Here is a 22,496-nt window from a genome sequence, read left to right as displayed (position 1 = left end):
ATGGAAGACGGGCTGCGCTTCGCCATCCGCGAAGGCGGCCGCACCGTCGGCGCCGGCGTCGTGTCGAAGATCATCGAATGATGATCCCGAGACACGCCAACCAAGGTGTGTCGAAGATCATCGAGTAAGGGTGGCTCGGGCGAAAGCCCGAACGCCCTAACAAGATGAAACGAAAACCAAGTCCCGGGCCACTGGTCCGGGATTTGCCCGGAAAGCCCGGGACCCGTTCGAAGAGGGGGGCTGGATGCTCTGGCCGTCCTCCTATCAACTTTAACGCCGCGAAAGGCTACCAACATGCAAAGCCAAAATATTCGCATCCGGCTGAAGGCATTTGACTACCGCGTTCTGGACGCCAGCACGCAGGAAATCGTCAATACCGCCAAACGCACCGGTGCAGACGTGCGCGGGCCCATCCCGCTGCCGAACAAGATCGAGAAGTTCACCGTTCTGCGTGGCCCGCACGTGAACAAGAAATCCCGCGATCAGTTCGAGATCCGCACGCACAAGCGTCTTCTCGACATCGTTGACCCTACGCCGCAGACCGTGGACGCGCTGATGAAGCTCGACCTCGCCGCCGGCGTGGACGTTCAGATCTCGGTTTAAGGAGAGCAAATGATGTTGCGCTCTGGTATTATCGCGAAAAAAGTCGGCATGACCCGGCTTTTCATGGAAGATGGTCGGCAGGTTCCCGTCACCGTTCTCCAATTGGACAAACTTCAGGTGGTCGCACAGCGCACCGCCGATCAACACGGTTACTCGGCGGTTCAGCTGGGTGCAGGCTCGGCCAAGGCCAAGCGTGTCAGCAAAGCCATGCGCGGCCATTTCTCGGTTGCCAAGGTCGAGCCCAAGCGCAAGGTTGCCGAATTCCGTGTCGATCCGGAAAACCTGATCAACGTGGGTGAGGAAATCACCGCCAACCATTACTTCGAAGGTCAGTTCGTGGATGTCTGCGGCACGTCGATCGGTAAGGGTTTTGCCGGTGGTATGAAGCGCCACAACTTCAGCGGTCTGGAAATGACCCACGGTGTTTCGATCTCGCACCGCTCGCACGGCTCAACGGGTCAGTGTCAGGACCCCGGCAAGGTTTTCAAAGGCAAGAAAATGGCCGGCCACATGGGTGCCGCCCGCGTGACCACGCAAAACCTTCAGGTCGTCAAGACCGACGCCGACCGTGGCTTGATCATGGTCAAAGGCGCGGTTCCCGGCGCCAAGGGTGGCTGGGTCACCGTCAAGGACGCGGTCAAGAAACCGTTCCCCGAGAACGCGATCCTGCCCGCCGCTCTGAAATCCGCAGCCGAGGAAGCCGCGAAAGCCGCTGAAGAGGCCGCAGCCCAAGCCGCAGCCGAAGAAGCCGCTGCCGCCGAAGCCGCCGCTGCCGAGCAAGCTGCACAAGAAGCCGCTGCCGAAGCAGAGGCGGAAGCCGACATTCAGGCTGAGAAGAAGGAAGGCGAAGAATGAAACTCGACGTGATCAAACTGGACGGCGGCAAGGCCGGCTCGGTCGATCTGGGCGAAGACATCTTCGGCCTGGAACCGCGTGCCGACATCCTGCACCGCGTGGTCCGCTGGCAGCGCAACAAGGCGCAGGCTGGCACCCACAAGGTCAAGACCCGCTCGGAAACCAGCTACTCGACCAAGAAGATCTACCGCCAGAAGGGCACCGGTGGCGCACGCCACGGCGACCGCAACGCGCCGATCTTCCGCAAGGGTGGTATCTACAAGGGCCCGACGCCCCGCAGCCACGCGCATGAGTTGCCCAAGAAGGTCCGCCAGCTTGGCCTCAAGCACGCGCTGAGCGCCAAGGCGAAGGCCGGTGAGCTGGTCGTGATCGACTCGGCCGAAACCGATGGCAAGACCAAGACCCTTGCCAAGCAGGTCAAGGACCTGGGCTGGAAACGCGCGCTGATCATCGACGGCGCAGAGGTGAACGAGGGCCTGGCCCGCGCCGCTGCCAACATCGACGGCCTGGATGTGCTGCCCAGCGTCGGCGCAAACGTCTATGACATCCTCAAGCGTGACACTCTGGTGATCACCAAGGCGGGTGTCGAAGCACTGGAGGCTCGTCTGAAATGAGCGCACAATCCAAACACTACGATGTGATCCGCAAGCCGGTGATCACCGAGAAGGCGACAATGGCGTCGGAAAACAACGCCGTTGTCTTCGAGGTGCACATGGACGCCAACAAACCCCAGATCAAGGAGGCCATCGAGGCGCTCTTTGGTGTGAAGGTCAAGGCGGTCAACACCTCGATCACCAAGGGCAAGCAAAAGCGTTTCCGGGGCCAGCTTGGCCGCCGCAACGACGTGAAAAAGGCCTATGTCACCCTCGAAGAGGGTAACACGATCGACGTGACGACTGGCCTGTAAGTCACCATAGCGGATGATGAATTTAAGCCCCGGCTGCGAAAGTGGCCGGGGTTTTTCTTTTCGCATAAGGGCGCGGAATCAAGGTGCGTAGCGCCGCCGCGCCAGAGCCGACGCGCACCCTCGCGGCGGCTCTTTGGATGATCTGTGCACCCCGTTCAGGCCTAGCGCGCCAGTGGCCGGGATAAAGCCCTGCTGCCCAACCCGGGCAACGCCACCGCGCGCGTCGCCTCTGGCGCGGCGTCTTGCCTTGCGATACACCGCGCAAGCCCGTTGTTTTCTGGGCCAAACCCCTTGACCCGCTCCCCATGCTCCCCTATCAGACCCCATCGCCGTGCCCCGGATTCGTCCGGGGCTCTGCTTTTGTTCGTAAGAACAGCAATAACCGGGGACCTACGGGGCCTCACGAACCCGGCCACCTGCGGGGGGCTATCACATAGGCGGGGCACGACCCTGCCGTTAGCAAACGGAAGACAGAAAGCATGGCACTCAAGTCGTATAAGCCGACGACGCCGGGCCAGCGCGGGCTGGTGCTGATCGACCGTTCGGAGCTGTACAAAGGGCGTCCGGTCAAATCCCTCACCGAGGGTCTGACCAAATCGGGCGGCCGTAACAACACCGGACGTATCACATCTCGCCGTCGTGGCGGGGGGGCGAAACGCCTCTACCGGATCGTTGATTTCAAACGCAACAAATTCGATGTGGCGGCCACCGTCGAGCGGATCGAGTACGATCCGAACCGGACCGCCTTCATCGCGCTGATCAAGTACGAGGACGGCGAACAGGCCTATATCCTCGCGCCCCAGCGGATGGCCATCGGCGACAAGATTTTCGCCGGCAACAAGGTCGACATCAAGCCCGGCAACTGCATGCCCTTCTCGGGAATGCCCATCGGGACAATCGTTCACAACATCGAACTCAAGCCCGGCAAGGGTGGCCAGATCGCACGCGCCGCGGGCACCTATGCCCAGTTCGTCGGCCGTGACGGCGGTTATGCCCAGATCCGCCTGAGCTCGGGCGAACTGCGCATGGTCCGTCAGGAATGCAAGGCCACCGTCGGTGCCGTGTCGAACCCCGACAACTCCAACCAGAACTACGGTAAAGCCGGTCGTATGCGCCACAAGGGTATCCGCCCGTCGGTCCGTGGTGTGGTTATGAACCCGATCGATCACCCCCATGGTGGTGGTGAGGGCCGGACCTCGGGTGGTCGTCACCCGGTCACGCCCTGGGGTAAACCGACCAAGGGTGCCCGCACCCGCAACACGAACAAGGCGTCGCAGAAGCTTATCATCCGCTCGCGTCACGCCAAGAAGAAGGGCCGCTAACACATGGCACGTTCTGTATGGAAAGGCCCCTTCGTTGATGCCTACGTCCTGAAAAAGGCCGAGGCAGTACGCGAAAGCGGGCGTAAAGAAGTCATCAAGATCTGGTCGCGCCGCTCGACGATCCTGCCCCAGTTCGTGGGCCTGACGTTTGGCGTTTACAACGGGCACAAGCACGTCCCCGTCAACGTATCGGAAGACATGATCGGTCAGAAATTCGGTGAATACTCGCCGACCCGTACCTACTATGGGCACGCGGCCGACAAAAAAGCCAAAAGGAAGTAAGCCATGGGTAAGGATAAAAATCCCCGCCGCGTGGCGGACAACGAAGCGATGGCCAAGCTGCGCATGCTGCGCACCAGCCCGCAAAAACTGAACCTGGTTGCGGCGATGATCCGTGGCAAGAAGGTCGACAAGGCTCTGAACGACCTGACCTTTAGCCAAAAACGGATCGCCGAGGATGTGCGCAAGTGCCTCCAGTCGGCCATCGCCAACGCCGAGAACAACCACAACCTGGATGTCGACGAACTGATCGTCGCCGAGGCCTATGTCGGCAAGAACCTTGTCATGAAGCGCGGTCGCCCGCGTGCCCGTGGCCGGTTCGGCGCCCTGCGCAAGCCGTTCTCGGAACTGACCATCAAGGTGCGTCAAATTGAGGAGCAAGCCTAATGGGTAACAAAGTCAATCCGATTGGCATGCGCCTGCAGGTGAACCGCACCTGGGACAGCCGCTGGTACGCCGATACGAAGGATTACGGTGATCTTCTGCTCGAAGACGTCGCGATCCGGGAGTTCATCCACAAAGAGTGCAAGCAGGCCGGCGTCAGCCGTGTGATCATCGAACGTCCGCACAAGAAGTGCCGCGTGACGATCCACACCGCGCGTCCGGGTGTGATTATCGGCAAGAAAGGCGCCGATATCGAAACCCTGCGCAAGAAGCTGGCGAAAATGACCGACAGCGAATTGCACCTCAACATCGTCGAGGTTCGCAAGCCCGAACTGGACGCCGCACTTGTCGGTGACAGTATCGCGCAACAGTTGGAGCGCCGTGTGTCGTTCCGCCGCGCGATGAAACGTGCCGTGCAGAATGCGATGCGCATGGGCGCCTTGGGCATCCGTGTAAACGTCGCCGGCCGTCTTGGCGGCGCCGAGATCGCGCGTACCGAGTACTACCATGAGGGCAGTGTGCCCCTGCACACGCTGCGCGCCGATATCGACTATGCCAATGTCGAGGCGCAAACGCCCTACGGTATCATCGGCATCAAGGTGTGGATCTTCAAAGGCGAGATCATGGAGCACGACCCGTCGGCCCGTGATCGCAAAGCCCAGGAGCTCCAAGATGGTCCCGCGCCCCGTGGCGCCGGCGGCCGTCGCTAAGGAGGACTGAACAATGCTTCAACCAAAGCGTACAAAGTTCCGCAAGCAGCATAAGGGCCGCATCAAGGGCCTCGCCAAAGGTGGGTCGGACCTGAACTTCGGGTCCTACGGTCTCAAGGCCACCCAACCCGAGCGCGTGACCGCCCGTCAGATCGAGGCCGCCCGTCGTGCCATGACGCGTCACATGAAACGTCAGGGCCGCGTCTGGATCCGGATTTTCCCTGATGTCCCCGTGACCGCCAAACCGATCGAGGTTCGGATGGGTAAAGGGAAAGGCTCGGTCGACCGTTGGGTTTGCAAAGTGAAGCCCGGTCGCGTGATGTTCGAGATCGACGGTGTGTCCGACAGCGTCGCGATGGAGGCTCTGCGCCTCGCGGCGATGAAACTGCCGGTCAAGACCCGCGTCGTTGTTCGGGAAGATTGGTAACGTCATTCGCTTGCGAATGACGCGTGCGGTATAGTGGATTTCTGAAAGAAATCTGCGGACCGCACCCCGGTAAAGAAAAAGAAACCCCCGTCAGGAAACTGGCGGGGGTTTTGCTTTGGGCGACAGGTTGTCCAAGGTTACGCTTTGCTTTCAGCCCTTGGCATACATTGCAGGCTCAAGCCGCGGCCCGGCGATGCGCGGCGGCGCGTACCGCGCCTTGGTTCCGCGCAGGCATAGGCATTGGGGCTTTGCGCACATGGGCCAGTTTGCGACAGCAGCCATTCACATTGAATGCGGCGAAGGCTGAGTGAAAGCCGGTTTCGCCAAGTGCTGCATTCCGCAAGAATGATGGCTATAGTCGAGACCAACACCATATGCGTATTGGAGGTTGAAGTGACAGCCAACCAAATAGCCGTGATCCTTATCCCAATAGGGATTTTCGTTCTACTCGTTGCTCTTTTTGTGAATTTAAAAAAGGGAAAAACAAACCAACCGCAGAAGAAAGTCCATGGCCCTCATACTCCCGGTCCAGGATACGATGCTAAAGAAATTGTGCGCAGCAAGGGTGCCGGGATGGCAGATGGCGGTGTATAGTGAACATGGAAGTGGGCGTTGGTTCAAATGCAGCGGACGACAGCTTCGCCACGCTAGGCGAATCCAGAAACGAAACTAACGTTCCTACCAAAACCCCATTCACCCATCCAATATCGCCCGCACCTCCCGCGCGAATACCGCATAGTCCATCGTCGCTTTGTTCCCCGCATATCCCTGATAATAACTCCGCCCCGAGGGCAGGGGCAGGCCGGCCCAGATTTTCGCGAGGTTCAGCATGAAGGCCTCTGCCGTCATTTCATCTTTTTGCACCTTCAAAAAACCCGCGTCACCCAGCAACAGGTTGGCCAGCCGGTCCTGCACCTCCGGGCTGAACCGGGTCTTGGGGGGCAGGCCCAACCGCTTGGCCGAATGCCGCAGGGTGGCCGGGATGAACTGATACCGCCCGATGGCATGGGGCTGCCCGGGCGTGGCCCTGATCCATGCGTAAATCTCGCCCAACGTCATGCGTGTCGGGCGTTTCGGCGGCTTGACCCGCGCGCCATGTTGCACCGCGTCATATCCCATCGTCCCCGCCTCGGCCCGGGCAATCAGGTCATGCAGCTGCGCCGCCTTGCCGCCGCCGCGCCGCATTGGCGCATCCAGACGGCCGGGCAGGGCTGCGAACAATCCGCCCTCGGCCTTTCCCATGAAAAGGCTGGCCAAGCGCACTTGGCCCTGTGCCCCCTCGGACGCGTCAAAAAGCGGTTGCCGCGCGGCAAACAGACTGGCCGAAGGCTCTGCCATCCCAACCCCTGCCCACACAAACCAAACCGCCCAAACAACCCGCATCGCCCTTGCCCCTTTCTGGTGCCTCACCTCGGGGTATGGCGCAAAGACCTAAAGATTCCCTTGCCTTTGCCCCCACGCGCGGTATCACGCGGCCATGGCACAGATAGATTCCCTTTTCGTCACCCGTCTTTACCGCGCAGCCCTCTCTGAGCATGCCCCCGCCATCGACGGGGCCGAGCTTGAAGCCTCCTGCTATTCCATCGCCGAAGATGACGAGGCGGGTCAGGACTGGTGCGAAACCGAAGGTTACCCCGGTTACACCTCCTATGCCTCGCTCACCGACCTGCCATGGCGCTTCCCGATCTTCGCCGATCTGGTCGAGGCGCTGGATAAACACGTCGCCGCCTTCGCCGAGGATCTGGAGTTCGATCTGGACGGGCGCGAATTGAAACTGGAAGACATCTGGATCAACATCCTGCCCGAAGGCGGCACCCACGGCAGCCACATCCACCCGCATTCGGTGATCTCGGGCACCACTTACGTGTCGATGCCCGACGGGGCCAGCGCGCTCAAACTCGAAGACCCGCGCTCGGCCCGGATGATGGCGGCGCCCGCCCGCAAGAAAGGCGCCCGCCGCGAAATGCAAAGCTTCACTTACGAAAAGCCCAAGGTCGGCGATGTGCTGCTTTGGGAAAGCTGGCTGCGCCACGAAGTGCCGATGAACATGTCCGAAGACGACCGGATATCGGTAAGCTTCAACTACGCCTGGGCCTGAGGTTGCGACACTCTGCTCACATCTTGAAAATAAAATGTGTCGGGGGTTCAAATCCGCGCATCAAAGCGTAGCTATAGGGCATAGGAAAAAAGGAGCATTCCCATGTCCAATGACACCACGCTGAAAAACCTGAACACCGCGTTGCAGATGGAGCTGACCGCCGCGCACCAGTATCAGTTGCACGGTCATCTTCTGGATGACTGGGGGCTTGATAAGCTGGCCGGTCAAATGCGCGGCGAGTTCCAAGAAGAAAACGGCCACGCCGACCGCTTTCTAGAGCGTATCTTCGCATTGGGTGGGTCGCCTGAAATGGGTTTTGCCGCCACGCCGAAAGTTTCCAAATCCCTGCGCGACATGTTCGAAAGCGATCTGGCCGACGAAAAGGACGCGGTCAAATTCTACACGCAGGCCGCCAAGGCCGCCTACGACGCGGATGATCTGGCCTCCAAGGCCCTGTTCGAAGAGATCGCGATCGAGGAAACAGGCCACAAGGAATGGCTTGAACTTCAGCTAAGCCTGCTGGATCGCCTGGGCGAAGAGCGCTACGCGTCGAAATATGTCTCCGCAGGCGAAGCCGAAGAGGCATAAGCCCCGGCCCGGCACAGGGCAGGGGCGGGGGCAGGCCAAAGTTTTGCTTGCCCTCGAAATTCACCTCCCTTATAGAGCGCCAATCCACTGGTCCCCCGCGCGTCGGGGGATTCGTGTTGTGTTGCAATTCATCCACCAGGTCTCAGGTCACCCTGTACCAACCGTCAGGGGCCCGCTGGTGTTTTGAGAAAGGAAAAAGGCGATGAACGCCCAAGAGCTGAGAGACAAGACGCCCGACCAGCTGCGCGAGCAGCTGACCGAGCTGAAGAAAGAGCAGTTCAACCTGCGCTTTCAGGCTGCCACGGGGCAGCTGGAAAACCCCGCCCGGATGAAAACCGTGCGCCGCAACGCGGCCCGCGTTATGACCATCCTCAACGAAAAAGCCGCTTCCGCGGCCGACGCAGAATAAGGGAGGCCTTGAGTTATGCCCAAACGTATCCTTCAAGGCACCGTGACCAGCGACGCCAACGCCCAAACCGTTACCGTTTCGGTCGAACGCCGCTTCACGCACCCGGTTCTGAAGAAAACCATCCGTAAGTCCAAGAAATACCGGGCTCACGATGAGAAGAACGCCTACAAAGTGGGTGATCGCGTGCGCATCATCGAATGCGCGCCGAAATCGAAGACCAAACGCTGGGAAGTTCTGGAGGCGTAAGCCTCCGTTACGGAACAGTTTAATCGAAACCCTGGGGTCCACGGCCTGACTGCAAGGCGGCCCCAAAGGTCGGGAGAAACCAAATGATCCAGATGCAGACCAATCTGGATGTTGCTGATAACTCCGGCGCGCGCCGGGTTCAGTGCATCAAGGTCCTGGGTGGCTCCAAGCGTAAATACGCCTCCGTCGGCGACATCATTGTCGTCTCGGTGAAAGAAGCCATCCCGCGCGGGCGCGTGAAAAAGGGTGACGTCCGCAAGGCCGTCGTCGTGCGCACCGCCAAAGAAGTACGTCGTGAAGATGGCACCGCGATCCGTTTCGATCGCAACGCCGCCGTGATCCTCAACAACAACAACGAGCCGGTCGGCACCCGTATCTTCGGGCCGGTTGTGCGCGAGTTGCGCGGCAAGAACTTCATGAAAATCATCTCGCTCGCCCCGGAGGTGCTGTAAGATGGCTGCTAAACTGAAAAAAGGCGACAAGGTCGTCGTGCTCGCCGGTAAGGACAAGGGCAAGGAAGGCACCATCGCCTCCGTTGACCCCAAGGCCGGCAAAGCCGTGGTCGAAGGCATCAACATGGCCATCCGCCACACCCGCCAAAGCCAGAACAGCCAAGGCGGCCGCCTGCCCAAGGCCCTGCCGATCGACCTCAGCAACCTGGCGTTTCTGGACAAGAACGGCAAACCCAGCCGCGTTGGCTTCAAGATCGAAGGCGACAAGAAGGTGCGTTTTGCCAAGACCACGGGGGACGTGATTGATGCTTGATTCCGCAACTTACACCCCGCGTCTGCGTCAGCAGTTCCGCGACACCATCAAGGCGGCGCTGAAAGAAGAGTTCGGCTATAAAAACGACATGCAGATCCCGCGCTTGGACAAGATCGTCCTGAACATCGGCTGCGGGGCCGAAGCGGTCAAAGACTCCAAGAAAGCCAAATCGGCCCAGGAAGACCTGACCCTGATCGCCGGGCAACAGGCCGTCGTGACCAAGGCAAAGAACTCGATCGCCGGTTTCCGCGTTCGTGAAGACATGCCGCTCGGTGCCAAGGTGACCCTGCGCGGTGACCGCATGTACGAATTCCTCGATCGTCTGATCACGATTGCAATGCCCCGCATCCGCGACTTCCGCGGTATTTCGGGCAAATCCTTCGATGGCCGCGGCAACTATGCCATGGGCATCAAGGAACACATCGTGTTCCCCGAGATCAACTTCGATAAGGTCGATGAGGTCTGGGGCATGGACATCATTATCGCCACCACGGCGCAAACCGACGCTGAAGCCAAGGCGCTGTTGAAGCACTTCAACATGCCCTTCAACAGCTGATCGCGGGAGGAATTTGATATGGCTAAGAAAGCAATGATCGAACGCGAGAAGAAGCGTCAGCGCCTGGTTGCGAAATACGCCGCCAAGCGGGCCGCTCTCAAAGAGATCATCAACGACGAAAGCAAGCCGATGGAAGAGCGTTTCCGCGCCTCCCTGAAGCTGGCGGAACTGCCGCGCAACAGCTCGGCCACTCGGTTGCACAACCGCTGCCAGCTGACGGGCCGTCCGCATGCTTACTACCGTAAACTCAAAGTGTCGCGGATCGCCCTGCGCGAACTTGGCTCGAATGGCCAAGCTCCCGGCATGGTGAAATCGAGCTGGTAAGGAGGGCGATGAAATGAACGATCCTATCGGCGATATGCTCACCCGGATCCGCAACGCAGCCATGCGTGGCAAGTCCACCGTCATGTGCCCCGGCTCCAAGCTGCGCGCATGGGTTCTGGACGTGCTGGCGGACGAAGGTTACATCCGCGGCTATGAAAAAGTGACCGGCGCAAACGGTCACCCGGCCCTGGAAATCAGCCTGAAATACTTCGAAGGCGCCCCCGCCATTCGCGAAATGAAACGGGTCTCGAAACCCGGTCGTCGCGTTTACGCAAGCGTCAATGACATCCCGTCGGTCCGTCAGGGCCTGGGCGTGTCGATTGTCTCCACCCCCAAGGGTGTGATGTCGGACGCATCCGCACGCGCTGCCAACGTTGGTGGCGAAGTGCTGTGCACCGTATTCTAGGGAGGCCCAACAATGTCTCGTATCGGTAAACAACCCGTGGCCCTGCCCGATGGCGTTTCTGCCTCGCTCAGCGGCCAGACCATCGAAGTGAAGGGGCCCAAGGCCAGCAAGACCTTCACCGCGACCGATGACGTCACCATCACCATCGACGATGGCCAGGTGACGGTTGAACCGCGCGGAAAATCCAAGCGCGCGCGCCAGCAGTGGGGGATGACCCGCACCATCATCGCGAACCTTGTTCACGGCTCCCGTGAGCCCTTCAAGACAGAGCTCGAAATCCACGGCGTGGGTTACCGCGCTCAGGTTCAGGGCAATATCGTGAAGCTTAACCTCGGCCTCAGCCACGACGTGGATTTCGAGGTTCCGGAAGGTGTGACTGTCACAGCCCCCAAGCCCACCGAACTGGTGGTCGAAGGCTATGACAAGCAACTCGTCGGTCAAGTCGCGGCAAACATCCGCGATTGGCGCCGCCCCGAGCCCTACAAAGGCAAAGGGATCCGCTACAAGGGCGAGTATATCTTCCAGAAGGAAGGCAAGAAGAAGTAAGGACCGCGACAGATGGCAAACAGCAAAAGAAAACTGTTCCAAAAACGCCGCCTGCGCGTTCGGAACAAACTCCGCAAGGTCAACGCAGGGCGTCCGCGCCTCAGCGTGCACCGCTCCTCGAAGAACCTCAGCGTTCAGATCATCGACGATGTCAACGGCGTCACCCTGGCCTCGGCCTCGACGCTGGAAAAGGATCTGGGCCTCAAGGGCAAGAACAACCTCGAAGCCGCCGCGAAAATCGGCAGCGCGATTGCCGAACGTGCCAAGAAGGCCGGCATCACCGAGGCACAGTTCGACCGTGGTGGGTTCCTCTTCCATGGCCGTATCAAGGCCGTGGCCGATGCAGCCCGCGAAGGCGGTCTGAAAATCTAAGGTGCAGGGGGCCGGTTTGGCTGGCCCCCTCGATGATCAGGGCCGCGGCACTCCGCCGTGGCACCAGTGATTGAGACAACTGGAATGGCGCCGCAGGGTGCCGCATGGAAAGGATGCCAAATGGCAAGAGATGACAACCGCCGCGGAGGTCGCGATCGCGACGAAGCGCCGGAATTCGCAGATCGCCTTGTCGCGATCAACCGCGTGTCGAAAACCGTGAAAGGTGGTAAGCGCTTCGGCTTTGCCGCCCTCGTGGTTGTCGGCGACCAAAAGGGCCGCGTCGGTTTCGGCAAAGGCAAGGCCAAAGAGGTGCCCGAGGCGATCCGCAAGGCCACCGAACAGGCCAAGCGCAAGATGATCCGTGTGCCCCTGAAAGAGGGCCGCACCCTGCACCACGACGGTTACGGCCGTCACGGCGCCGGCAAGGTCGTCATGCGCACCGCACCGCAGGGTACCGGTATCATCGCCGGTGGTCCGATGCGTGCCGTTTTCGAAATGCTGGGCGTTCAGGACGTCGTGGCGAAATCGACCGGGTCGCAGAACCCCTATGCGATGATCCACGCCACTCTCGACGCGCTGCAATTCCAATCCAGCCCGCGCCTCGTGGCCCAACGTCGTGGCAAAAAGGTCGCCGACATCCTGCGCAAGGATGACGCCCCTTCGGTCAGCGGCGAACAAGCACCCGTCTTGCAGGAGGGTTAAGACATGGCCAAGACCATCGTAGTCAAGCAAATCGGCTCGCCGATCCGCCGCCCCGAGAAACAGCGCCAGACGCTGATCGGGCTGGGCCTCAACAAGATGCATAAGACCCGCGAGCTGGAAGACACCCCAGCCGTGCGCGGCATGATCGCCAAGATCCCGCATATGGTCGAGATCATCGAGGAAAAGGGCTAAACCGTTTTCTTGAAAAGAAAACGGTGCGGAAATTTTTTACAATTTCCGCCGCCAAGAATATAGCGCCCCGGTCAGAAATGGCCGGGGCGTTTTCTCTGGGGTGGTATCGGTTCGATGATCGGCGCCGGGCTACGTATGCCAAATACCCGCCCCGGGCCTGACCCGGGGCCTCACCTCACCCATGGCCTGGCAACCCCCACTCAACCCCACGCCCCACCACCGTACACCCCAAGGTTACCTGCAGCGCCTCGGCCAGCTCCTCGACCGTCTGGGTGTCCACGTACAGCCCTCCGGTCCGGTCCGACAGGCACTTGGCCACGGTCTTGCCGTCATAGTCCTCCGCCTCGGGGCTGTTCCATGAAAACGGGTCATAGGTCACGCGGAAGCCAATCACATGCACGGTGATTCCCGGCCGCTCCGCCGCCAAACTCGCGCCCAGGGCGCAGGGCGTCCCGCCGCAGGTCTCGTTGCCATCGGTGACCAGCACAACGATCCCCTCGTCGTCCAAAACCTCCACCGCCGCCGCAACCGACCGGGCCAGCGGCGTCAGGCCACCGGGCCGCAGCTCCTCAACCGCGCCCATCACGGCCCCGCCGGCATCAGCGCGCGGGGCAAATTGCAACGCGATCCCGCCACAGCCCTCAACGCCGCCCGGCCCATAGGTCAAAAGCCCCAGCCGCCGCACCGGGGCGATCCGGGGCAGGGCGCGGCGCAGGGCGGCGCGGGCCTCGTCAATCCGGGTGGGGGCGGTTTGGTCATGGCCCACTTCGGCCATCGAGGCCGAGCCATCGAACACCAGCATCGCATCGCGCACGCATCCCAGGGCCGACACCGGGTTGGCCAATGCACAGGACAGCACCAAGGTTAAAGCTGTACGCATACCCCATCACACCCGCCAACCTGCACAAAAGCAAGCCCAAGCCCCTTGAACCGCCCCCGAAAGGCGCGCAGCATGCCCCAAGATTCAGGAGACCCGCAGATGACACGCCCCGCCGCCCTCCAAAGCGTCCTCGATGCCGCCCTGGCCAGTTTCGCACTGCGCGCCGATGATCCCCGCGCGCAAACCTCCATTGACCGCTGCGCCGGGGCGCTGGCCACTCCGGGCGAAATCCCCGGGGGCCAAGGCGCGCGGCTTGCGGTCTGCACCCACCTCGACACCGCCGCCGACCCCGCGCGCGCGACCGCGCCGGACCTCGCAAAGCTGCTCGAAGCCTTCAAGGCGCTTGAACCCCGGCTTACATGGCGGCAGCGCCCGGGCGGCGGGTCAACCGCCAGCGCCAATTTCACCGAAGGTCATGCCAATGCCCTGATCACCGGGCCCGGCGGGCTGGAACGGCGCGGCGATGTCTGGCTCGGGGTCTCGCTCCTGGCCCCGCATGTCCGCTACCCCGATCACACCCACCCGCCCGAGGAAACCTACCTTGTCCTGACCGACGGCGAGTTTCAGCATGGCGATAGCCAATGGTTCACGCCGGGGCCGGGGGGCACGTTCTTCAACACCCCCGGCATCCGCCACGCCATGCGCAGCCACGATGCCCCGCTTTTTGCCTTCTGGCTGCTCCGGGCAGAGGGGGCCGGCGCATAGACCCTCTTGAACGGGGCGGCCAACCCGTCTATACGCCCGCGGGTGGCATGCCGTGCCACGACTCGACATACCAAGAAATGCCGTGGTTGGCCCCATCACGCTTCGGGGGCCACATCCGGCTTTAGGAGAAGCGACATGAAACTGAACGAACTGCACGACAATCCCGGCGCAAGCAAACGCCGCAAGCGCATCGGCCGTGGCCCGGGCTCGGGCATGGGTAAAACCGGTGGCCGGGGTCTCAAGGGTCAGAAATCCCGCTCGGGCGTTGCCATCAAGGGCTTCGAAGGCGGCCAGATGCCGATCTATCAGCGCCTTCCCAAGCGTGGCTTTACCAAACCCAACCGCAAGAAATTCGCCGTGGTGAACCTCGGGCTGATCCAGAAATTCGTCGATGCGGGCAAGCTGGATGCGAAATCCGCCATCACCGAAGACACGCTGCTTGACGCGGGCCTCGTGCGCCGCAAGCTTGACGGCGTGCGCGTTCTGGCCAAGGGCGAAGTGACCGGCAAACTCAACATCGAAGTGACCGGCGCCTCCAAGTCCGCGGTCGCGGCCGTTGAAAAGGCGGGTGGCTCACTGACAGTCACAACCGCGCAGGCGGCTGAATAACAGGTTGTGAGCGGCGCCCGCGCCGCTTACATAACCTAAAGTTTTCCCAAACGCCGCCTGGGCCGGAAAACGGCTTGAGGCGGCGTTTCCGTTCAAGGAAGAGACCCGCGCATGGTATCTGCAGCAGAACAAATGGCCGCCAACACCAGTTGGTCCGCATTGGGTAAGGCCACCGATCTTCGCAACCGCATCCTCTTTACGCTCGGTCTGCTGATCGTCTACCGGCTTGGCACCTATATCCCGGTCCCCGGTATCGACGGCACGGCGCTGCGTGAATTCATGGAAGGTGCACAGGCCTCGATCGGCGGGATGCTGTCGATGTTCACCGGCGGCGCGCTTGGCCGCATGGGGATCTTCGCGCTTGGCATCATGCCCTATATCTCGGCCTCGATCATCGTTCAGCTGCTGACCGCCATGGTCCCTGCGCTTGAGCAACTCAAGAAAGAGGGCGAACAGGGCCGCAAGAAAATCAACCAGTACACCCGCTACGGCACCGTGGGCCTTGCCACGCTGCAATCCTACGGGCTGGCGGCGTCCCTGCAATCGGGCGATGGCCTGGTCTCCAACCCGGGCTTTTTCTTCATCGCAAGCTGCATGATCACCCTTGTCGGCGGCACCATGTTCCTGATGTGGCTGGGCGAGCAAATCACCGCGCGCGGCGTCGGCAACGGTATCTCTCTGATCATCTTCGTCGGCATCATCGCCGAGGTTCCCGCCGCCCTGGCGCAGTTCTTCTCCCAGGGCCGCTCGGGCGCCATCTCGCCTGTCGTGATCATCGGTGTGATCCTCATGGTCATCGCCGTGATCGCCTTCGTGGTCTTCATGGAACGGTCCCTGCGCAAGATCCACATCCAGTACCCCCGCCGCCAGGTGGGCATGAAGGTCTATGACGGCGGCACCTCGCACCTGCCGGTCAAGGTCAACCCCGCGGGCGTCATCCCGGCGATCTTCGCCTCCTCGCTGCTTCTGCTTCCGGCGACGATCAGCACCTTCTCGGGCAATGAAACCAGCCCGGTGATGTCCACGATCATGGCCTACTTCGGCCCCGGACAGCCGCTTTACCTGCTGTTCTTTGCCGCGATGATCGTCTTCTTCGCCTATTTTTACACCTACAACGTCGCCTTCAAACCCGACGATGTGGCCGACAACCTGAAAAAGCAAAACGGCTTCGTCCCCGGCATCCGCCCGGGCAAGAAAACCGCCGAGTACCTGGAATACGTGGTCGCCCGCATACTGGTTCTCGGCTCTGGCTACCTTGCGGCAGTTTGTCTCCTGCCCGAAGTTCTGCGTAGCCAATTCGCCATTCCCTTCTATTTTGGCGGCACCTCGGTCCTCATCGTGGTCTCGGTGACCATGGACACCATCCAGCAGGTTCAATCACACCTGCTTGCCCACCAATACGAGGGCCTGATCGAGAAATCGCAGCTGGGCGGCAAAGGTAAGGGCAAGAAACGCGCCCGCAGAAAAGGGACAGGACGCAAATGAATATTATTCTCCTCGGACCGCCGGGCGCGGGCAAGGGCACACAGGCCCAGAAACTCGTCGATGCACGCAACATGATCCAACTTTCGACCGGTGACATGCTGCGCGAGGCCAAGGACAGCGGCACCGAAATGGGCAATATCGTGGCCGATGTCATGGCCCGCGGTGACCTTGTCACCGATGAGATCGTAATCGGCCTCATCCGCGAGAAACTGCAAGGCGACAAGAAGGGCGGCTTCATCTTCGATGGCTTCCCCCGCACATTGGCACAGGCCGACGCGCTGGCCGATCTTCTGGCCGAACAGGGCGAAACCCTCGATGCCGTGATCGAAATGCGCGTCGATGACGACACGCTCGTCAAGCGCATCGTCGGGCGCGCCGAAGAAGCCCGCGCCGCCGGTAAGCCAGTGCGCGCCGATGACAACGAGGAAAGCGTCAAGCACCGCTTGATGGAATACTACAAGAAGACCGCGCCGCTCATTGGCTACTACCACGCCAAGGGCCAACTCCAAAGCGTGGACGGTCTGGGCGCGATCGACGAGGTTTCGGGCGCCATTGCGGACGTGCTGGACAAATAAGGGCAGGGGGGTTGACGCCCCCGCCTTTTGCGCCTAACCACCCCTATCTCGATTGAGTAAATGATTCCCTACCGGTCCGTCCTGTGGCGAATCGATCACCTGAAATTCAGCTGCGGCCCGACGCTCATGCCTCGGGCCTACGTTGTGAAAAAAGGGTCTGGAATTACGGACCCGCAACGAAAGGATATGACACGTGGCACGTATCGCCGGCGTTAATCTTCCCACCGCCAAACGGGTTCCAATCGCCCTTACATATATCACCGGGATTGGCCATTCCTCGGCCAAAGCCATCTGCGAAGCCACCGGCATCGACCCCACTCGCCGGGTGAACGAGCTTAGCGACGCCGAGGCCCTTGCCCTGCGTGAACACATCGACGGCAACTACACCGTCGAAGGTGACCTGCGCCGCGAAGTGCAGATGAACGTCAAGCGCCTGATGGATCTTGGCTGCTACCGTGGTCTGCGTCACCGCCGTAACCTGCCGGTTCACGGTCAACGGACGCACACCAATGCCCGCACCCGCAAAGGCCCGGCGAAACCCATCGCTGGCAAGAAGAAGTAAGGGAGGGCTTGAGACATGGCACGTGATACCCGTCGCACCAAGAAAAAGGTTTCCAAGAACATCGCCACCGGCGTTGCTCATGTGAACTCCTCGTTCAACAACACCAAGATCCTGATCTCGGACGTGCAAGGCAACGCCATTTCGTGGTCGTCGGCTGGCACCATGGGCTTCAAGGGCTCGCGCAAGTCGACCCCCTATGCCGCACAGATGGCCGCCGAAGATGCGGGCCGCAAGGCACAGGATCACGGTATGAAAACCCTTGAAGTCGAAGTTCAGGGCCCCGGCTCGGGCCGTGAATCGGCGCTCCGCGCGCTGGCTGCCATCGGCTTCAACATCACTTCGATCCGTGACGTGACGCCGATGGCGCACAACGGCTGCCGCCCGCCGAAACGCCGCCGGGTCTAAGCACTGTTATTCTGGTTGGGGCCGCGTGTTCTTCACGGCCCCAATCCGTCGTTTTAAACCTCGGGCGTTCCGGACCTTCGGACATGGGGCCGGGACAGGAATGGAGGGAACACATGATCCACAAGAATTGGGCTGAACTGATCAAGCCGACCCAGCTTGAGGTGAAACCGGGCAATGACCCGCTTCGCCAAGCCACCGTTGTGGCTGAACCCCTTGAGCGCGGCTTTGGCCTGACGCTCGGCAACGCCCTGCGTCGCGTGCTGCTCAGCTCGCTGCAGGGGGCGGCCATCACCAGCGTGCAAATCGACAACGTCCTGCACGAGTTTTCCAGCGTCGCAGGCGTTCGCGAAGATGTCACCGACATCGTGCTGAACCTCAAGGGCGTTGCCCTGCGCATGGACGTCGAAGGACCCAAGCGCCTGTCGGTCAATGCCAAGGGCCCGGGTGAGGTTACCGCCGGCGACATCGCCGACAGCGCCGGTATCGAGATCCTGAACAAGGATCACGTGATCTGCCACCTCGACGAAGGCGCCGACCTTTACATGGAACTGACCGTCGGCACCGGCAAAGGTTATGTTGCCGCCGACAAGAACAAGCCCGAGGATGCGCCGATTGGCCTGATTCCCGTGGACGCGATCTATTCGCCGGTCAACCGGGTCAGCTACGATGTCCAACCCACCCGTGAGGGGCAGGTTCTGGATTATGACAAGCTGACCATGAAAGTCGAAACCGATGGCTCGATCTCGCCGGATGATGCCGTGGCTTATGCCGCCCGCATCCTGCAGGATCAACTTTCGATCTTCGTCAACTTCGACGAACCCGAAGCCGCCGGTCGTCAGGACGAAGACGAAGGTCTCGAATTCAACCCGCTGCTTCTCAAGAAAGTGGACGAGTTGGAACTGTCGGTCCGTTCGGCGAACTGCCTGAAGAACGACAACATCGTTTACATCGGCGACCTGATCCAGAAAACCGAAGCCGAGATGCTCCGCACCCCGAACTTCGGCCGCAAGTCGCTCAACGAGATCAAAGAGGTTCTCTCGGGCATGGGGCTGCACCTCGGCATGGATGTCGAAGACTGGCCGCCCGACAACATCGAAGATCTGGCCAAGAAATACGAAGACCAGTTCTAAGCATTTCGCGGGCCGTTTCGTACGACTCGTACGATCCGGCCCGCGGCGCCTTCGAGTTTCGTACGAAACTCGCGTACAAAACGTACGACTCGTACGAAACTCACCCCGGGCACCCGCCCCAAGGAGAGTCGGTGACACGCATCACCGGCCAGACAAAGCAAAACATTGAAAGGACTAGAAAAATGCGTCACGCAAAAGGCTATCGTCGCCTCAACCGCACCCACGAACACCGCAAGGCCCTCTGGGCCAACATGGCGGGTTCGCTTATCGAACACGAACAGATCAAGACGACCCTGCCCAAGGCGAAAGAACTGCGCCGGGTCATCGAAAAGCTGGTAACCCTCGGAAAACGCGGCGATATTCACGCCCGCCGCCAGGCTGCTGCGCAGCTCAAGCAAGACAAGCATGTTGCCAAGCTGTTCGACGTGCTTGGCCCGCGCTACGCCGAACGCCAAGGCGGTTACGTCCGCGTCCTGAAGGCCGGCTTCCGTTACGGCGACATGGCCCCGATGGCCATCATCGAATTCGTCGACCGTGACGTCGATGCCAAGGGCGCCGCTGACCGCGCCCGCCTTGAAGCCGAAGAAGCGGCAGCAGGCGAAGAATAAGATATTGAAACTAAACGGTTTCTTATCAAGGCCCTTGCCGAAACGGCAGGGGCCTTTTTCTTTGGGTTGCACTTTTGGTCCTGTCTTCGCATATCTTTGAAACGTGGAATCGAAGGGGGTTTCATGCTCCGCGCCTTGATCATTCTTGCCATTAGCCTCACCACCCCGGCATGGGCCGAGACCCGTGTGCCCGGCTCCCAAGCCGAGATTTCCATGGGGTTTACCCCCGTGGTGAAGCGCGCCGCTCCCGCCGTGGTCAACATCTATGCCCGCCGGATCGTCAACGTCCGCTCCAGTCCTTTCGCGGGAGACCCGTTTTTTCAGAACCTTTTCAATAACTTCGGCGTGCCGCAGCAACGGGTGCAAAACTCCCTCGGGTCCGGCGTGATCCTAAGCGAAGATGGCATCGTCGTTTCGAATTATCACGTGGTGGGCGAGGCCACGGATATCCGCGTGGTCCTCAAGGACCGGCGCGAGTTCGAGGCCAAGGTATTGTTATCAGACGAAGAATCCGATCTTGCGATCCTCAGGATGCAGGATGCCCCCAGCCTCCCGGCCCTGACCCTCCGTGACAGCGACACCGTGGAAGTCGGCGAGCTGGTCCTTGCGATCGGAAATCCCTTTGGCGTTGGTCAAACCGTGAGTTCCGGGATCGTGTCGGGCCTTGCCCGTTCGGGCACATCCACGGGCAACGCGCGGGGGTACTTCATCCAGACCGATGCGCCCATCAACCCCGGCAACTCGGGTGGGGCCTTGGTGGATATCAACGGCCAACTCATTGGAATCAATACATCAATCCTCAGCCGCTCGGGCGGGTCCAACGGTATTGGCTTTGCCATTCCGTCGGCTCTCGTGGCGCAATTCGTGGCCCAGGCCAAGGCCGGCAACACCGAGTTTCAGCGCCCTTGGGCGGGACTGGGCGGGCAATCGGTGACCGCGGATATGGTCGAGGGGCTTGGCCTTGACCGTCCCGGCGGGATCATCATTTCGCAGGTTCACCCCGATAGCCCTTTCGCCAAGGCCGGCATTCTGCCCGGGGATGTGATCACCCAAGTGGACGGCCTGCCGGTCAACACCCCCGCAGAGATGATTTTTCGTATGTCCGTCAAGGGCTTGGGGCAGGAGGTCAAGCTTACCTATTTCCGCGATGGTAACCGCGATGCAATGCCCATTCGCCTGATTGCCCCGCCAAACCAGCCGCCGCGCAATGAGACAACCACCGGCAATCGCTCCGCGATCCCGGGCATGACCTTATCAACCGTCAACCCGGCGGTGATCGCCGAGTACGACCTGCCGCTGACGGCCGAAGGGGTTGTCGTCGATGAGCCGGGCCAAGTGGGCGCGCGGGCGGGCCTCCGGCAGGGGGATATTCTTTTGTCCATCAATGACTTACTCCCTGAAACAAGCGATGAGGCCAGCCAGATTCTTCGCGACGCGCGAAACCGTCTTGCCCTTGAAATCCAACGCGGCACGCGCCGTCTGACCATGCGGTTCAGGTTGTAACCGATGAGCGACCTTTTCGATCAGGCCCCGGATGCCGTCCCCGATAGCGCCCCGCGCCCCCTGGCCGACCGCCTGCGCCCCAAGTCGCTTTCCGACGTCATAGGGCAGGAACAGGTGCTGGGCGAGCAGGCCCCGCTTGGCGTCATGCTGTCCTCTGGAAGCCTCTCATCGCTTATTTTCTGGGGCCCGCCCGGTGTCGGCAAAACCACGATTGCCCGGCTTCTGGCCGATGAAACCGACCTGCATTTCGTGCAGATCAGTGCGATTTTCACAGGTGTTCCCGATCTCAAGCAGGTCTTTGAGCAAGCCAAGCACCGCCGTGCAAACGGGCAGGGGACGCTTCTTTTCGTGGACGAGATACACCGCTTCAACAAGGCACAGCAGGACGGGTTCCTGCCACATATGGAGGATGGCACGATCCTTCTGGTGGGTGCGACCACGGAAAACCCCAGTTTCGAGTTGAACGCCGCCTTGCTCAGCCGGTCGCAAGTTCTTGTTCTCGAACGGCTTTCGCTGGCCGACCTTGAGCGTATGGCACAGCGCGCCGAAGCTGAACTTGGCCGCGCCCTGCCTTTGGCCGGGGCCGCGCGAGAGGCCCTTTTGGAAATGTCCGATGGTGACGGCCGCGCGCTTTTGAACCTGATCGAACAGGTGGCCGCATGGAAGGTCGAGGGCAAACTGGATACCGAGGCGCTGACCACACGCCTCATGCGGCGGGCCGCGAAGTACGACAAGGGCGGGGATGAGCATTACAATCTGATTTCTGCCCTGCATAAATCGGTGCGCGGCTCCGATCCGGATGCCGCTTTGTATTGGTACGCCCGGATGCTCGAAGGTGGTGAAGACCCGCGTTATCTTGCACGGCGGATCACCCGCATGGCGGTTGAAGACATCGGCCTTGCCGACCCGCAGGCACAAACCGTCTGTCTGCATGCCTGGGAAACCTATGAACGTCTGGGCAGCCCCGAAGGTGAATTGGCCCTGGGCCAGGCGGTGACCTACCTGGCCCTCGCGCCCAAATCCAATGCTGGTTATGCCGCCTATAAGGCCGCGATGCGCGAAGCCAAGAAAACCGGAAGCCAACCACCCCCAAAGCACATTCTGAACGCTCCGACCAAACTGATGAAAGAGCAGGGCTATGGCGAGGGGTATGATTATGACCACGACGCCGAGGATGGCTTTTCCGGTCAGAATTACTTTCCTGAAGGCATGAAGCGCCCGGTGCTTTATCAACCTGTCGAGCGCGGCTTCGAACGCGAACTGAAGAGGCGGCTTGACTACTTCGCCAAGCTGCGCGCCAAGCGAAACTAGTGCCGGTCCCCACGCCCTGAATCACAAGGGCC

General features: G+C 60.9%; 36 protein-coding genes. 34 read left to right on the top strand and 2 right to left on the bottom strand.

The features are described 5' to 3' along the window. From RBB32_RS15120 to RBB32_RS15070, 11 genes are all read left to right on the top strand, one after another. Window positions 1-81 (top strand): hypothetical protein (locus RBB32_RS15120; RefSeq protein ID WP_081620098.1); only part of this gene is annotated, 81 nt, incomplete at its 5' end. Window positions 82-294: 213 nt separating this feature from the next. Then, window positions 295-603 carry a 30S ribosomal protein S10 gene (gene rpsJ, locus RBB32_RS15115; protein WP_057795293.1) on the top strand — a complete coding sequence of 103 codons (309 nt, stop codon included), beginning with the start codon at window positions 295-297 and terminating at the stop codon, window positions 601-603. A gap of 12 nt (window positions 604-615) precedes the next feature. After that, window positions 616-1,458, top strand: coding sequence for a 50S ribosomal protein L3 (gene rplC / locus RBB32_RS15110; RefSeq protein WP_306153936.1), 843 nt, complete (start codon window positions 616-618; stop codon window positions 1,456-1,458). Further along, complete coding sequence (rplD, locus tag RBB32_RS15105; protein WP_306153934.1) at window positions 1,455-2,072, top strand: 50S ribosomal protein L4; 618 nt, start codon at window positions 1,455-1,457, stop codon at window positions 2,070-2,072. The genes rplC and rplD overlap by 4 nt, the downstream gene beginning before the upstream one ends. Continuing rightward, window positions 2,069-2,365: a 50S ribosomal protein L23 gene (locus RBB32_RS15100; protein WP_306153932.1), complete on the top strand. Its 297-nt coding sequence runs from the start codon at window positions 2,069-2,071 to the stop codon at window positions 2,363-2,365. The genes rplD and RBB32_RS15100 overlap by 4 nt, the downstream gene beginning before the upstream one ends. Before the next feature lie 479 nt (window positions 2,366-2,844). Next, a complete protein-coding gene (rplB, locus tag RBB32_RS15095; RefSeq protein ID WP_306153930.1) occupies window positions 2,845-3,687 on the top strand; it encodes a 50S ribosomal protein L2 in 843 nt (280 codons plus the stop codon). Between the two features lie 3 nt (window positions 3,688-3,690). Then, window positions 3,691-3,969 carry a 30S ribosomal protein S19 gene (rpsS, locus tag RBB32_RS15090; RefSeq protein WP_306153928.1) on the top strand — a complete coding sequence of 93 codons (279 nt, stop codon included), beginning with the start codon at window positions 3,691-3,693 and terminating at the stop codon, window positions 3,967-3,969. A gap of 3 nt (window positions 3,970-3,972) precedes the next feature. Next, complete coding sequence (gene rplV / locus RBB32_RS15085; protein ID WP_154152099.1) at window positions 3,973-4,353, top strand: 50S ribosomal protein L22; 381 nt, start codon at window positions 3,973-3,975, stop codon at window positions 4,351-4,353. Further along, window positions 4,353-5,060, top strand: coding sequence for a 30S ribosomal protein S3 (gene rpsC / locus RBB32_RS15080; RefSeq protein WP_294620559.1), 708 nt, complete (start codon window positions 4,353-4,355; stop codon window positions 5,058-5,060). The genes rplV and rpsC overlap by 1 nt, the downstream gene beginning before the upstream one ends. Window positions 5,061-5,073: 13 nt before the next feature. Beyond that, window positions 5,074-5,487 carry a 50S ribosomal protein L16 gene (gene rplP / locus RBB32_RS15075; protein ID WP_154152103.1) on the top strand — a complete coding sequence of 138 codons (414 nt, stop codon included), beginning with the start codon at window positions 5,074-5,076 and terminating at the stop codon, window positions 5,485-5,487. A 348-nt stretch (window positions 5,488-5,835) separates the two neighbouring features. After that, window positions 5,836-6,081: a hypothetical protein gene (locus RBB32_RS15070; RefSeq protein ID WP_306153925.1), complete on the top strand. Its 246-nt coding sequence runs from the start codon at window positions 5,836-5,838 to the stop codon at window positions 6,079-6,081. 99 nt (window positions 6,082-6,180) lie between these two features. Here the strand turns inward: RBB32_RS15070 and RBB32_RS15065 are convergent, their stop codons facing one another. After that, window positions 6,181-6,825, bottom strand: coding sequence for a hypothetical protein (locus tag RBB32_RS15065; RefSeq protein ID WP_306153923.1), 645 nt, complete (start codon window positions 6,823-6,825; stop codon window positions 6,181-6,183). 139 nt (window positions 6,826-6,964) lie between these two features. Between RBB32_RS15065 and RBB32_RS15060 the strand changes: the two genes are divergently transcribed. From RBB32_RS15060 to rpmD, 13 genes are all read left to right on the top strand, one after another. After that, window positions 6,965-7,585 (top strand): 2OG-Fe(II) oxygenase family protein, encoded by a 621-nt coding sequence (locus RBB32_RS15060; RefSeq protein WP_306153922.1) that lies wholly within the window; start codon window positions 6,965-6,967, stop codon window positions 7,583-7,585. A gap of 102 nt (window positions 7,586-7,687) precedes the next feature. After that, the gene (locus RBB32_RS15055) at window positions 7,688-8,173 is read left to right on the top strand and encodes a ferritin-like domain-containing protein (RefSeq protein WP_306153921.1); all 486 of its coding nucleotides are present in this window, start codon (window positions 7,688-7,690) and stop codon (window positions 8,171-8,173) included. 202 nt (window positions 8,174-8,375) lie between these two features. Next, window positions 8,376-8,582 (top strand): 50S ribosomal protein L29, encoded by a 207-nt coding sequence (gene rpmC, locus RBB32_RS15050; RefSeq protein WP_306153919.1) that lies wholly within the window; start codon window positions 8,376-8,378, stop codon window positions 8,580-8,582. A gap of 15 nt (window positions 8,583-8,597) precedes the next feature. Beyond that, entirely contained in the window at window positions 8,598-8,828 is a 231-nt protein-coding gene (rpsQ, locus tag RBB32_RS15045; protein ID WP_154152111.1) for a 30S ribosomal protein S17, read from the top strand. Window positions 8,829-8,911: 83 nt separating this feature from the next. After that, complete coding sequence (gene rplN, locus RBB32_RS15040) at window positions 8,912-9,280, top strand: 50S ribosomal protein L14 (protein ID WP_008757934.1); 369 nt, start codon at window positions 8,912-8,914, stop codon at window positions 9,278-9,280. 1 nt (window position 9,281) lies between these two features. Further along, window positions 9,282-9,593: a 50S ribosomal protein L24 gene (gene rplX / locus RBB32_RS15035; RefSeq protein WP_306153909.1), complete on the top strand. Its 312-nt coding sequence runs from the start codon at window positions 9,282-9,284 to the stop codon at window positions 9,591-9,593. Next, entirely contained in the window at window positions 9,586-10,149 is a 564-nt protein-coding gene (gene rplE, locus RBB32_RS15030) for a 50S ribosomal protein L5 (protein WP_306153907.1), read from the top strand. Before rplX ends, rplE begins: the two co-directional genes overlap by 8 nt. An 18-nt stretch (window positions 10,150-10,167) precedes the next feature. After that, entirely contained in the window at window positions 10,168-10,473 is a 306-nt protein-coding gene (gene rpsN / locus RBB32_RS15025) for a 30S ribosomal protein S14 (protein ID WP_294620565.1), read from the top strand. Window positions 10,474-10,486: 13 nt separating this feature from the next. Further along, on the top strand, window positions 10,487-10,879 hold the full coding sequence (gene rpsH / locus RBB32_RS15020; protein WP_306153905.1) for a 30S ribosomal protein S8: 393 nt from the start codon (window positions 10,487-10,489) through the stop codon (window positions 10,877-10,879). Between the two features lie 12 nt (window positions 10,880-10,891). Further along, window positions 10,892-11,425 (top strand): 50S ribosomal protein L6, encoded by a 534-nt coding sequence (rplF, locus tag RBB32_RS15015; RefSeq protein ID WP_306153904.1) that lies wholly within the window; start codon window positions 10,892-10,894, stop codon window positions 11,423-11,425. A gap of 12 nt (window positions 11,426-11,437) precedes the next feature. Continuing rightward, complete coding sequence (gene rplR / locus RBB32_RS15010) at window positions 11,438-11,797, top strand: 50S ribosomal protein L18 (RefSeq protein ID WP_306153902.1); 360 nt, start codon at window positions 11,438-11,440, stop codon at window positions 11,795-11,797. 120 nt (window positions 11,798-11,917) lie between these two features. After that, window positions 11,918-12,499 carry a 30S ribosomal protein S5 gene (gene rpsE, locus RBB32_RS15005; protein WP_306153900.1) on the top strand — a complete coding sequence of 194 codons (582 nt, stop codon included), beginning with the start codon at window positions 11,918-11,920 and terminating at the stop codon, window positions 12,497-12,499. A gap of 3 nt (window positions 12,500-12,502) precedes the next feature. After that, window positions 12,503-12,691, top strand: coding sequence for a 50S ribosomal protein L30 (gene rpmD / locus RBB32_RS15000; RefSeq protein WP_069301454.1), 189 nt, complete (start codon window positions 12,503-12,505; stop codon window positions 12,689-12,691). A 175-nt stretch (window positions 12,692-12,866) separates the two neighbouring features. Here rpmD and RBB32_RS14995 read toward each other — a convergent pair whose 3' ends face one another. Next, entirely contained in the window at window positions 12,867-13,571 is a 705-nt protein-coding gene (locus RBB32_RS14995; RefSeq protein ID WP_306153898.1) for a VWA domain-containing protein, read from the bottom strand. 99 nt (window positions 13,572-13,670) lie between these two features. Between RBB32_RS14995 and RBB32_RS14990 the strand changes: the two genes are divergently transcribed. The 10 genes from RBB32_RS14990 (at window position 13,671) to RBB32_RS14945 (ending at window position 22,464) form a co-directional block, all read left to right on the top strand. Next, complete coding sequence (locus tag RBB32_RS14990) at window positions 13,671-14,276, top strand: dimethylsulfonioproprionate lyase family protein (RefSeq protein ID WP_306153896.1); 606 nt, start codon at window positions 13,671-13,673, stop codon at window positions 14,274-14,276. A 135-nt stretch (window positions 14,277-14,411) separates the two neighbouring features. Next, entirely contained in the window at window positions 14,412-14,885 is a 474-nt protein-coding gene (gene rplO / locus RBB32_RS14985) for a 50S ribosomal protein L15 (protein WP_306153894.1), read from the top strand. Window positions 14,886-14,996: 111 nt separating this feature from the next. Continuing rightward, the gene (gene secY / locus RBB32_RS14980; protein WP_306153892.1) at window positions 14,997-16,370 is read left to right on the top strand and encodes a preprotein translocase subunit SecY; all 1,374 of its coding nucleotides are present in this window, start codon (window positions 14,997-14,999) and stop codon (window positions 16,368-16,370) included. Next, the gene (locus RBB32_RS14975; protein WP_306153890.1) at window positions 16,367-16,945 is read left to right on the top strand and encodes an adenylate kinase; all 579 of its coding nucleotides are present in this window, start codon (window positions 16,367-16,369) and stop codon (window positions 16,943-16,945) included. The genes secY and RBB32_RS14975 overlap by 4 nt, the downstream gene beginning before the upstream one ends. 193 nt (window positions 16,946-17,138) lie before the next feature. Beyond that, window positions 17,139-17,507 (top strand): 30S ribosomal protein S13, encoded by a 369-nt coding sequence (rpsM, locus tag RBB32_RS14970; protein ID WP_306153888.1) that lies wholly within the window; start codon window positions 17,139-17,141, stop codon window positions 17,505-17,507. Window positions 17,508-17,522: 15 nt separating this feature from the next. Beyond that, entirely contained in the window at window positions 17,523-17,912 is a 390-nt protein-coding gene (gene rpsK / locus RBB32_RS14965; RefSeq protein WP_306153886.1) for a 30S ribosomal protein S11, read from the top strand. 113 nt (window positions 17,913-18,025) lie between these two features. Beyond that, window positions 18,026-19,042, top strand: a complete 1,017-nt coding sequence (locus RBB32_RS14960) for a DNA-directed RNA polymerase subunit alpha (RefSeq protein ID WP_306153884.1) — start codon at window positions 18,026-18,028, stop codon at window positions 19,040-19,042. Window positions 19,043-19,224: 182 nt separating this feature from the next. Then, window positions 19,225-19,650, top strand: coding sequence for a 50S ribosomal protein L17 (gene rplQ / locus RBB32_RS14955; protein WP_306153882.1), 426 nt, complete (start codon window positions 19,225-19,227; stop codon window positions 19,648-19,650). Window positions 19,651-19,773: 123 nt separating this feature from the next. Further along, window positions 19,774-21,153 (top strand): trypsin-like peptidase domain-containing protein, encoded by a 1,380-nt coding sequence (locus RBB32_RS14950; RefSeq protein ID WP_306153879.1) that lies wholly within the window; start codon window positions 19,774-19,776, stop codon window positions 21,151-21,153. A gap of 3 nt (window positions 21,154-21,156) precedes the next feature. Further along, a complete protein-coding gene (locus RBB32_RS14945) occupies window positions 21,157-22,464 on the top strand; it encodes a replication-associated recombination protein A (RefSeq protein ID WP_306153877.1) in 1,308 nt (435 codons plus the stop codon). Window positions 22,465-22,496 lie beyond the last annotated feature (32 nt).

Source organism: Roseovarius sp. MMSF_3281 (genome assembly GCF_030733685.1).
Lineage (GTDB): Bacteria > Pseudomonadota > Alphaproteobacteria > Rhodobacterales > Rhodobacteraceae > Roseovarius.
The sequence above is the reverse complement of the archived record's forward strand: the minus strand, read 5'-3'. Positions and strand labels throughout refer to the sequence as shown.

What these genes read in the sequence shown, in the direction of transcription:
- rpsJ (WP_057795293.1), top strand. Translation starts at nt 295, where the DNA reads ATGCAAAGCCAAAATATTCGCATCCGGCTGAAGGCATTTGACTACCGC.
- rplD (WP_306153934.1), top strand. Translation starts at nt 1,455, where the DNA reads ATGAAACTCGACGTGATCAAACTGGACGGCGGCAAGGCCGGCTCGGTC.
- RBB32_RS14975 (WP_306153890.1), top strand. Translation starts at nt 16,367, where the DNA reads ATGAATATTATTCTCCTCGGACCGCCGGGCGCGGGCAAGGGCACACAG.
- RBB32_RS15065 (WP_306153923.1), bottom strand. Translation starts at nt 6,825, where the DNA reads ATGGCAGAGCCTTCGGCCAGTCTGTTTGCCGCGCGGCAACCGCTTTTT.
- rpmC (WP_306153919.1), top strand. Translation starts at nt 8,376, where the DNA reads ATGAACGCCCAAGAGCTGAGAGACAAGACGCCCGACCAGCTGCGCGAG.
- rpsE (WP_306153900.1), top strand. Translation starts at nt 11,918, where the DNA reads ATGGCAAGAGATGACAACCGCCGCGGAGGTCGCGATCGCGACGAAGCG.
- rpsH (WP_306153905.1), top strand. Translation starts at nt 10,487, where the DNA reads ATGAACGATCCTATCGGCGATATGCTCACCCGGATCCGCAACGCAGCC.
- rplX (WP_306153909.1), top strand. Translation starts at nt 9,282, where the DNA reads ATGGCTGCTAAACTGAAAAAAGGCGACAAGGTCGTCGTGCTCGCCGGT.
- RBB32_RS14945 (WP_306153877.1), top strand. Translation starts at nt 21,157, where the DNA reads ATGAGCGACCTTTTCGATCAGGCCCCGGATGCCGTCCCCGATAGCGCC.
- rplP (WP_154152103.1), top strand. Translation starts at nt 5,074, where the DNA reads ATGCTTCAACCAAAGCGTACAAAGTTCCGCAAGCAGCATAAGGGCCGC.
- rpmD (WP_069301454.1), top strand. Translation starts at nt 12,503, where the DNA reads ATGGCCAAGACCATCGTAGTCAAGCAAATCGGCTCGCCGATCCGCCGC.
- rplV (WP_154152099.1), top strand. Translation starts at nt 3,973, where the DNA reads ATGGGTAAGGATAAAAATCCCCGCCGCGTGGCGGACAACGAAGCGATG.
- RBB32_RS14960 (WP_306153884.1), top strand. Translation starts at nt 18,026, where the DNA reads ATGATCCACAAGAATTGGGCTGAACTGATCAAGCCGACCCAGCTTGAG.
- RBB32_RS15060 (WP_306153922.1), top strand. Translation starts at nt 6,965, where the DNA reads ATGGCACAGATAGATTCCCTTTTCGTCACCCGTCTTTACCGCGCAGCC.
- RBB32_RS15100 (WP_306153932.1), top strand. Translation starts at nt 2,069, where the DNA reads ATGAGCGCACAATCCAAACACTACGATGTGATCCGCAAGCCGGTGATC.
- secY (WP_306153892.1), top strand. Translation starts at nt 14,997, where the DNA reads ATGGTATCTGCAGCAGAACAAATGGCCGCCAACACCAGTTGGTCCGCA.
- rplC (WP_306153936.1), top strand. Translation starts at nt 616, where the DNA reads ATGTTGCGCTCTGGTATTATCGCGAAAAAAGTCGGCATGACCCGGCTT.
- RBB32_RS15055 (WP_306153921.1), top strand. Translation starts at nt 7,688, where the DNA reads ATGTCCAATGACACCACGCTGAAAAACCTGAACACCGCGTTGCAGATG.
- RBB32_RS15070 (WP_306153925.1), top strand. Translation starts at nt 5,836, where the DNA reads ATGGCTATAGTCGAGACCAACACCATATGCGTATTGGAGGTTGAAGTG.
- RBB32_RS14995 (WP_306153898.1), bottom strand. Translation starts at nt 13,571, where the DNA reads ATGCGTACAGCTTTAACCTTGGTGCTGTCCTGTGCATTGGCCAACCCG.
- rplQ (WP_306153882.1), top strand. Translation starts at nt 19,225, where the DNA reads ATGCGTCACGCAAAAGGCTATCGTCGCCTCAACCGCACCCACGAACAC.
- RBB32_RS14990 (WP_306153896.1), top strand. Translation starts at nt 13,671, where the DNA reads ATGACACGCCCCGCCGCCCTCCAAAGCGTCCTCGATGCCGCCCTGGCC.
- rplB (WP_306153930.1), top strand. Translation starts at nt 2,845, where the DNA reads ATGGCACTCAAGTCGTATAAGCCGACGACGCCGGGCCAGCGCGGGCTG.
- rpsK (WP_306153886.1), top strand. Translation starts at nt 17,523, where the DNA reads ATGGCACGTGATACCCGTCGCACCAAGAAAAAGGTTTCCAAGAACATC.
- rpsN (WP_294620565.1), top strand. Translation starts at nt 10,168, where the DNA reads ATGGCTAAGAAAGCAATGATCGAACGCGAGAAGAAGCGTCAGCGCCTG.
- rplN (WP_008757934.1), top strand. Translation starts at nt 8,912, where the DNA reads ATGATCCAGATGCAGACCAATCTGGATGTTGCTGATAACTCCGGCGCG.
- rpsS (WP_306153928.1), top strand. Translation starts at nt 3,691, where the DNA reads ATGGCACGTTCTGTATGGAAAGGCCCCTTCGTTGATGCCTACGTCCTG.
- rplF (WP_306153904.1), top strand. Translation starts at nt 10,892, where the DNA reads ATGTCTCGTATCGGTAAACAACCCGTGGCCCTGCCCGATGGCGTTTCT.
- rplR (WP_306153902.1), top strand. Translation starts at nt 11,438, where the DNA reads ATGGCAAACAGCAAAAGAAAACTGTTCCAAAAACGCCGCCTGCGCGTT.
- rpsC (WP_294620559.1), top strand. Translation starts at nt 4,353, where the DNA reads ATGGGTAACAAAGTCAATCCGATTGGCATGCGCCTGCAGGTGAACCGC.
- rplO (WP_306153894.1), top strand. Translation starts at nt 14,412, where the DNA reads ATGAAACTGAACGAACTGCACGACAATCCCGGCGCAAGCAAACGCCGC.
- rplE (WP_306153907.1), top strand. Translation starts at nt 9,586, where the DNA reads ATGCTTGATTCCGCAACTTACACCCCGCGTCTGCGTCAGCAGTTCCGC.
- rpsQ (WP_154152111.1), top strand. Translation starts at nt 8,598, where the DNA reads ATGCCCAAACGTATCCTTCAAGGCACCGTGACCAGCGACGCCAACGCC.
- RBB32_RS14950 (WP_306153879.1), top strand. Translation starts at nt 19,774, where the DNA reads ATGCTCCGCGCCTTGATCATTCTTGCCATTAGCCTCACCACCCCGGCA.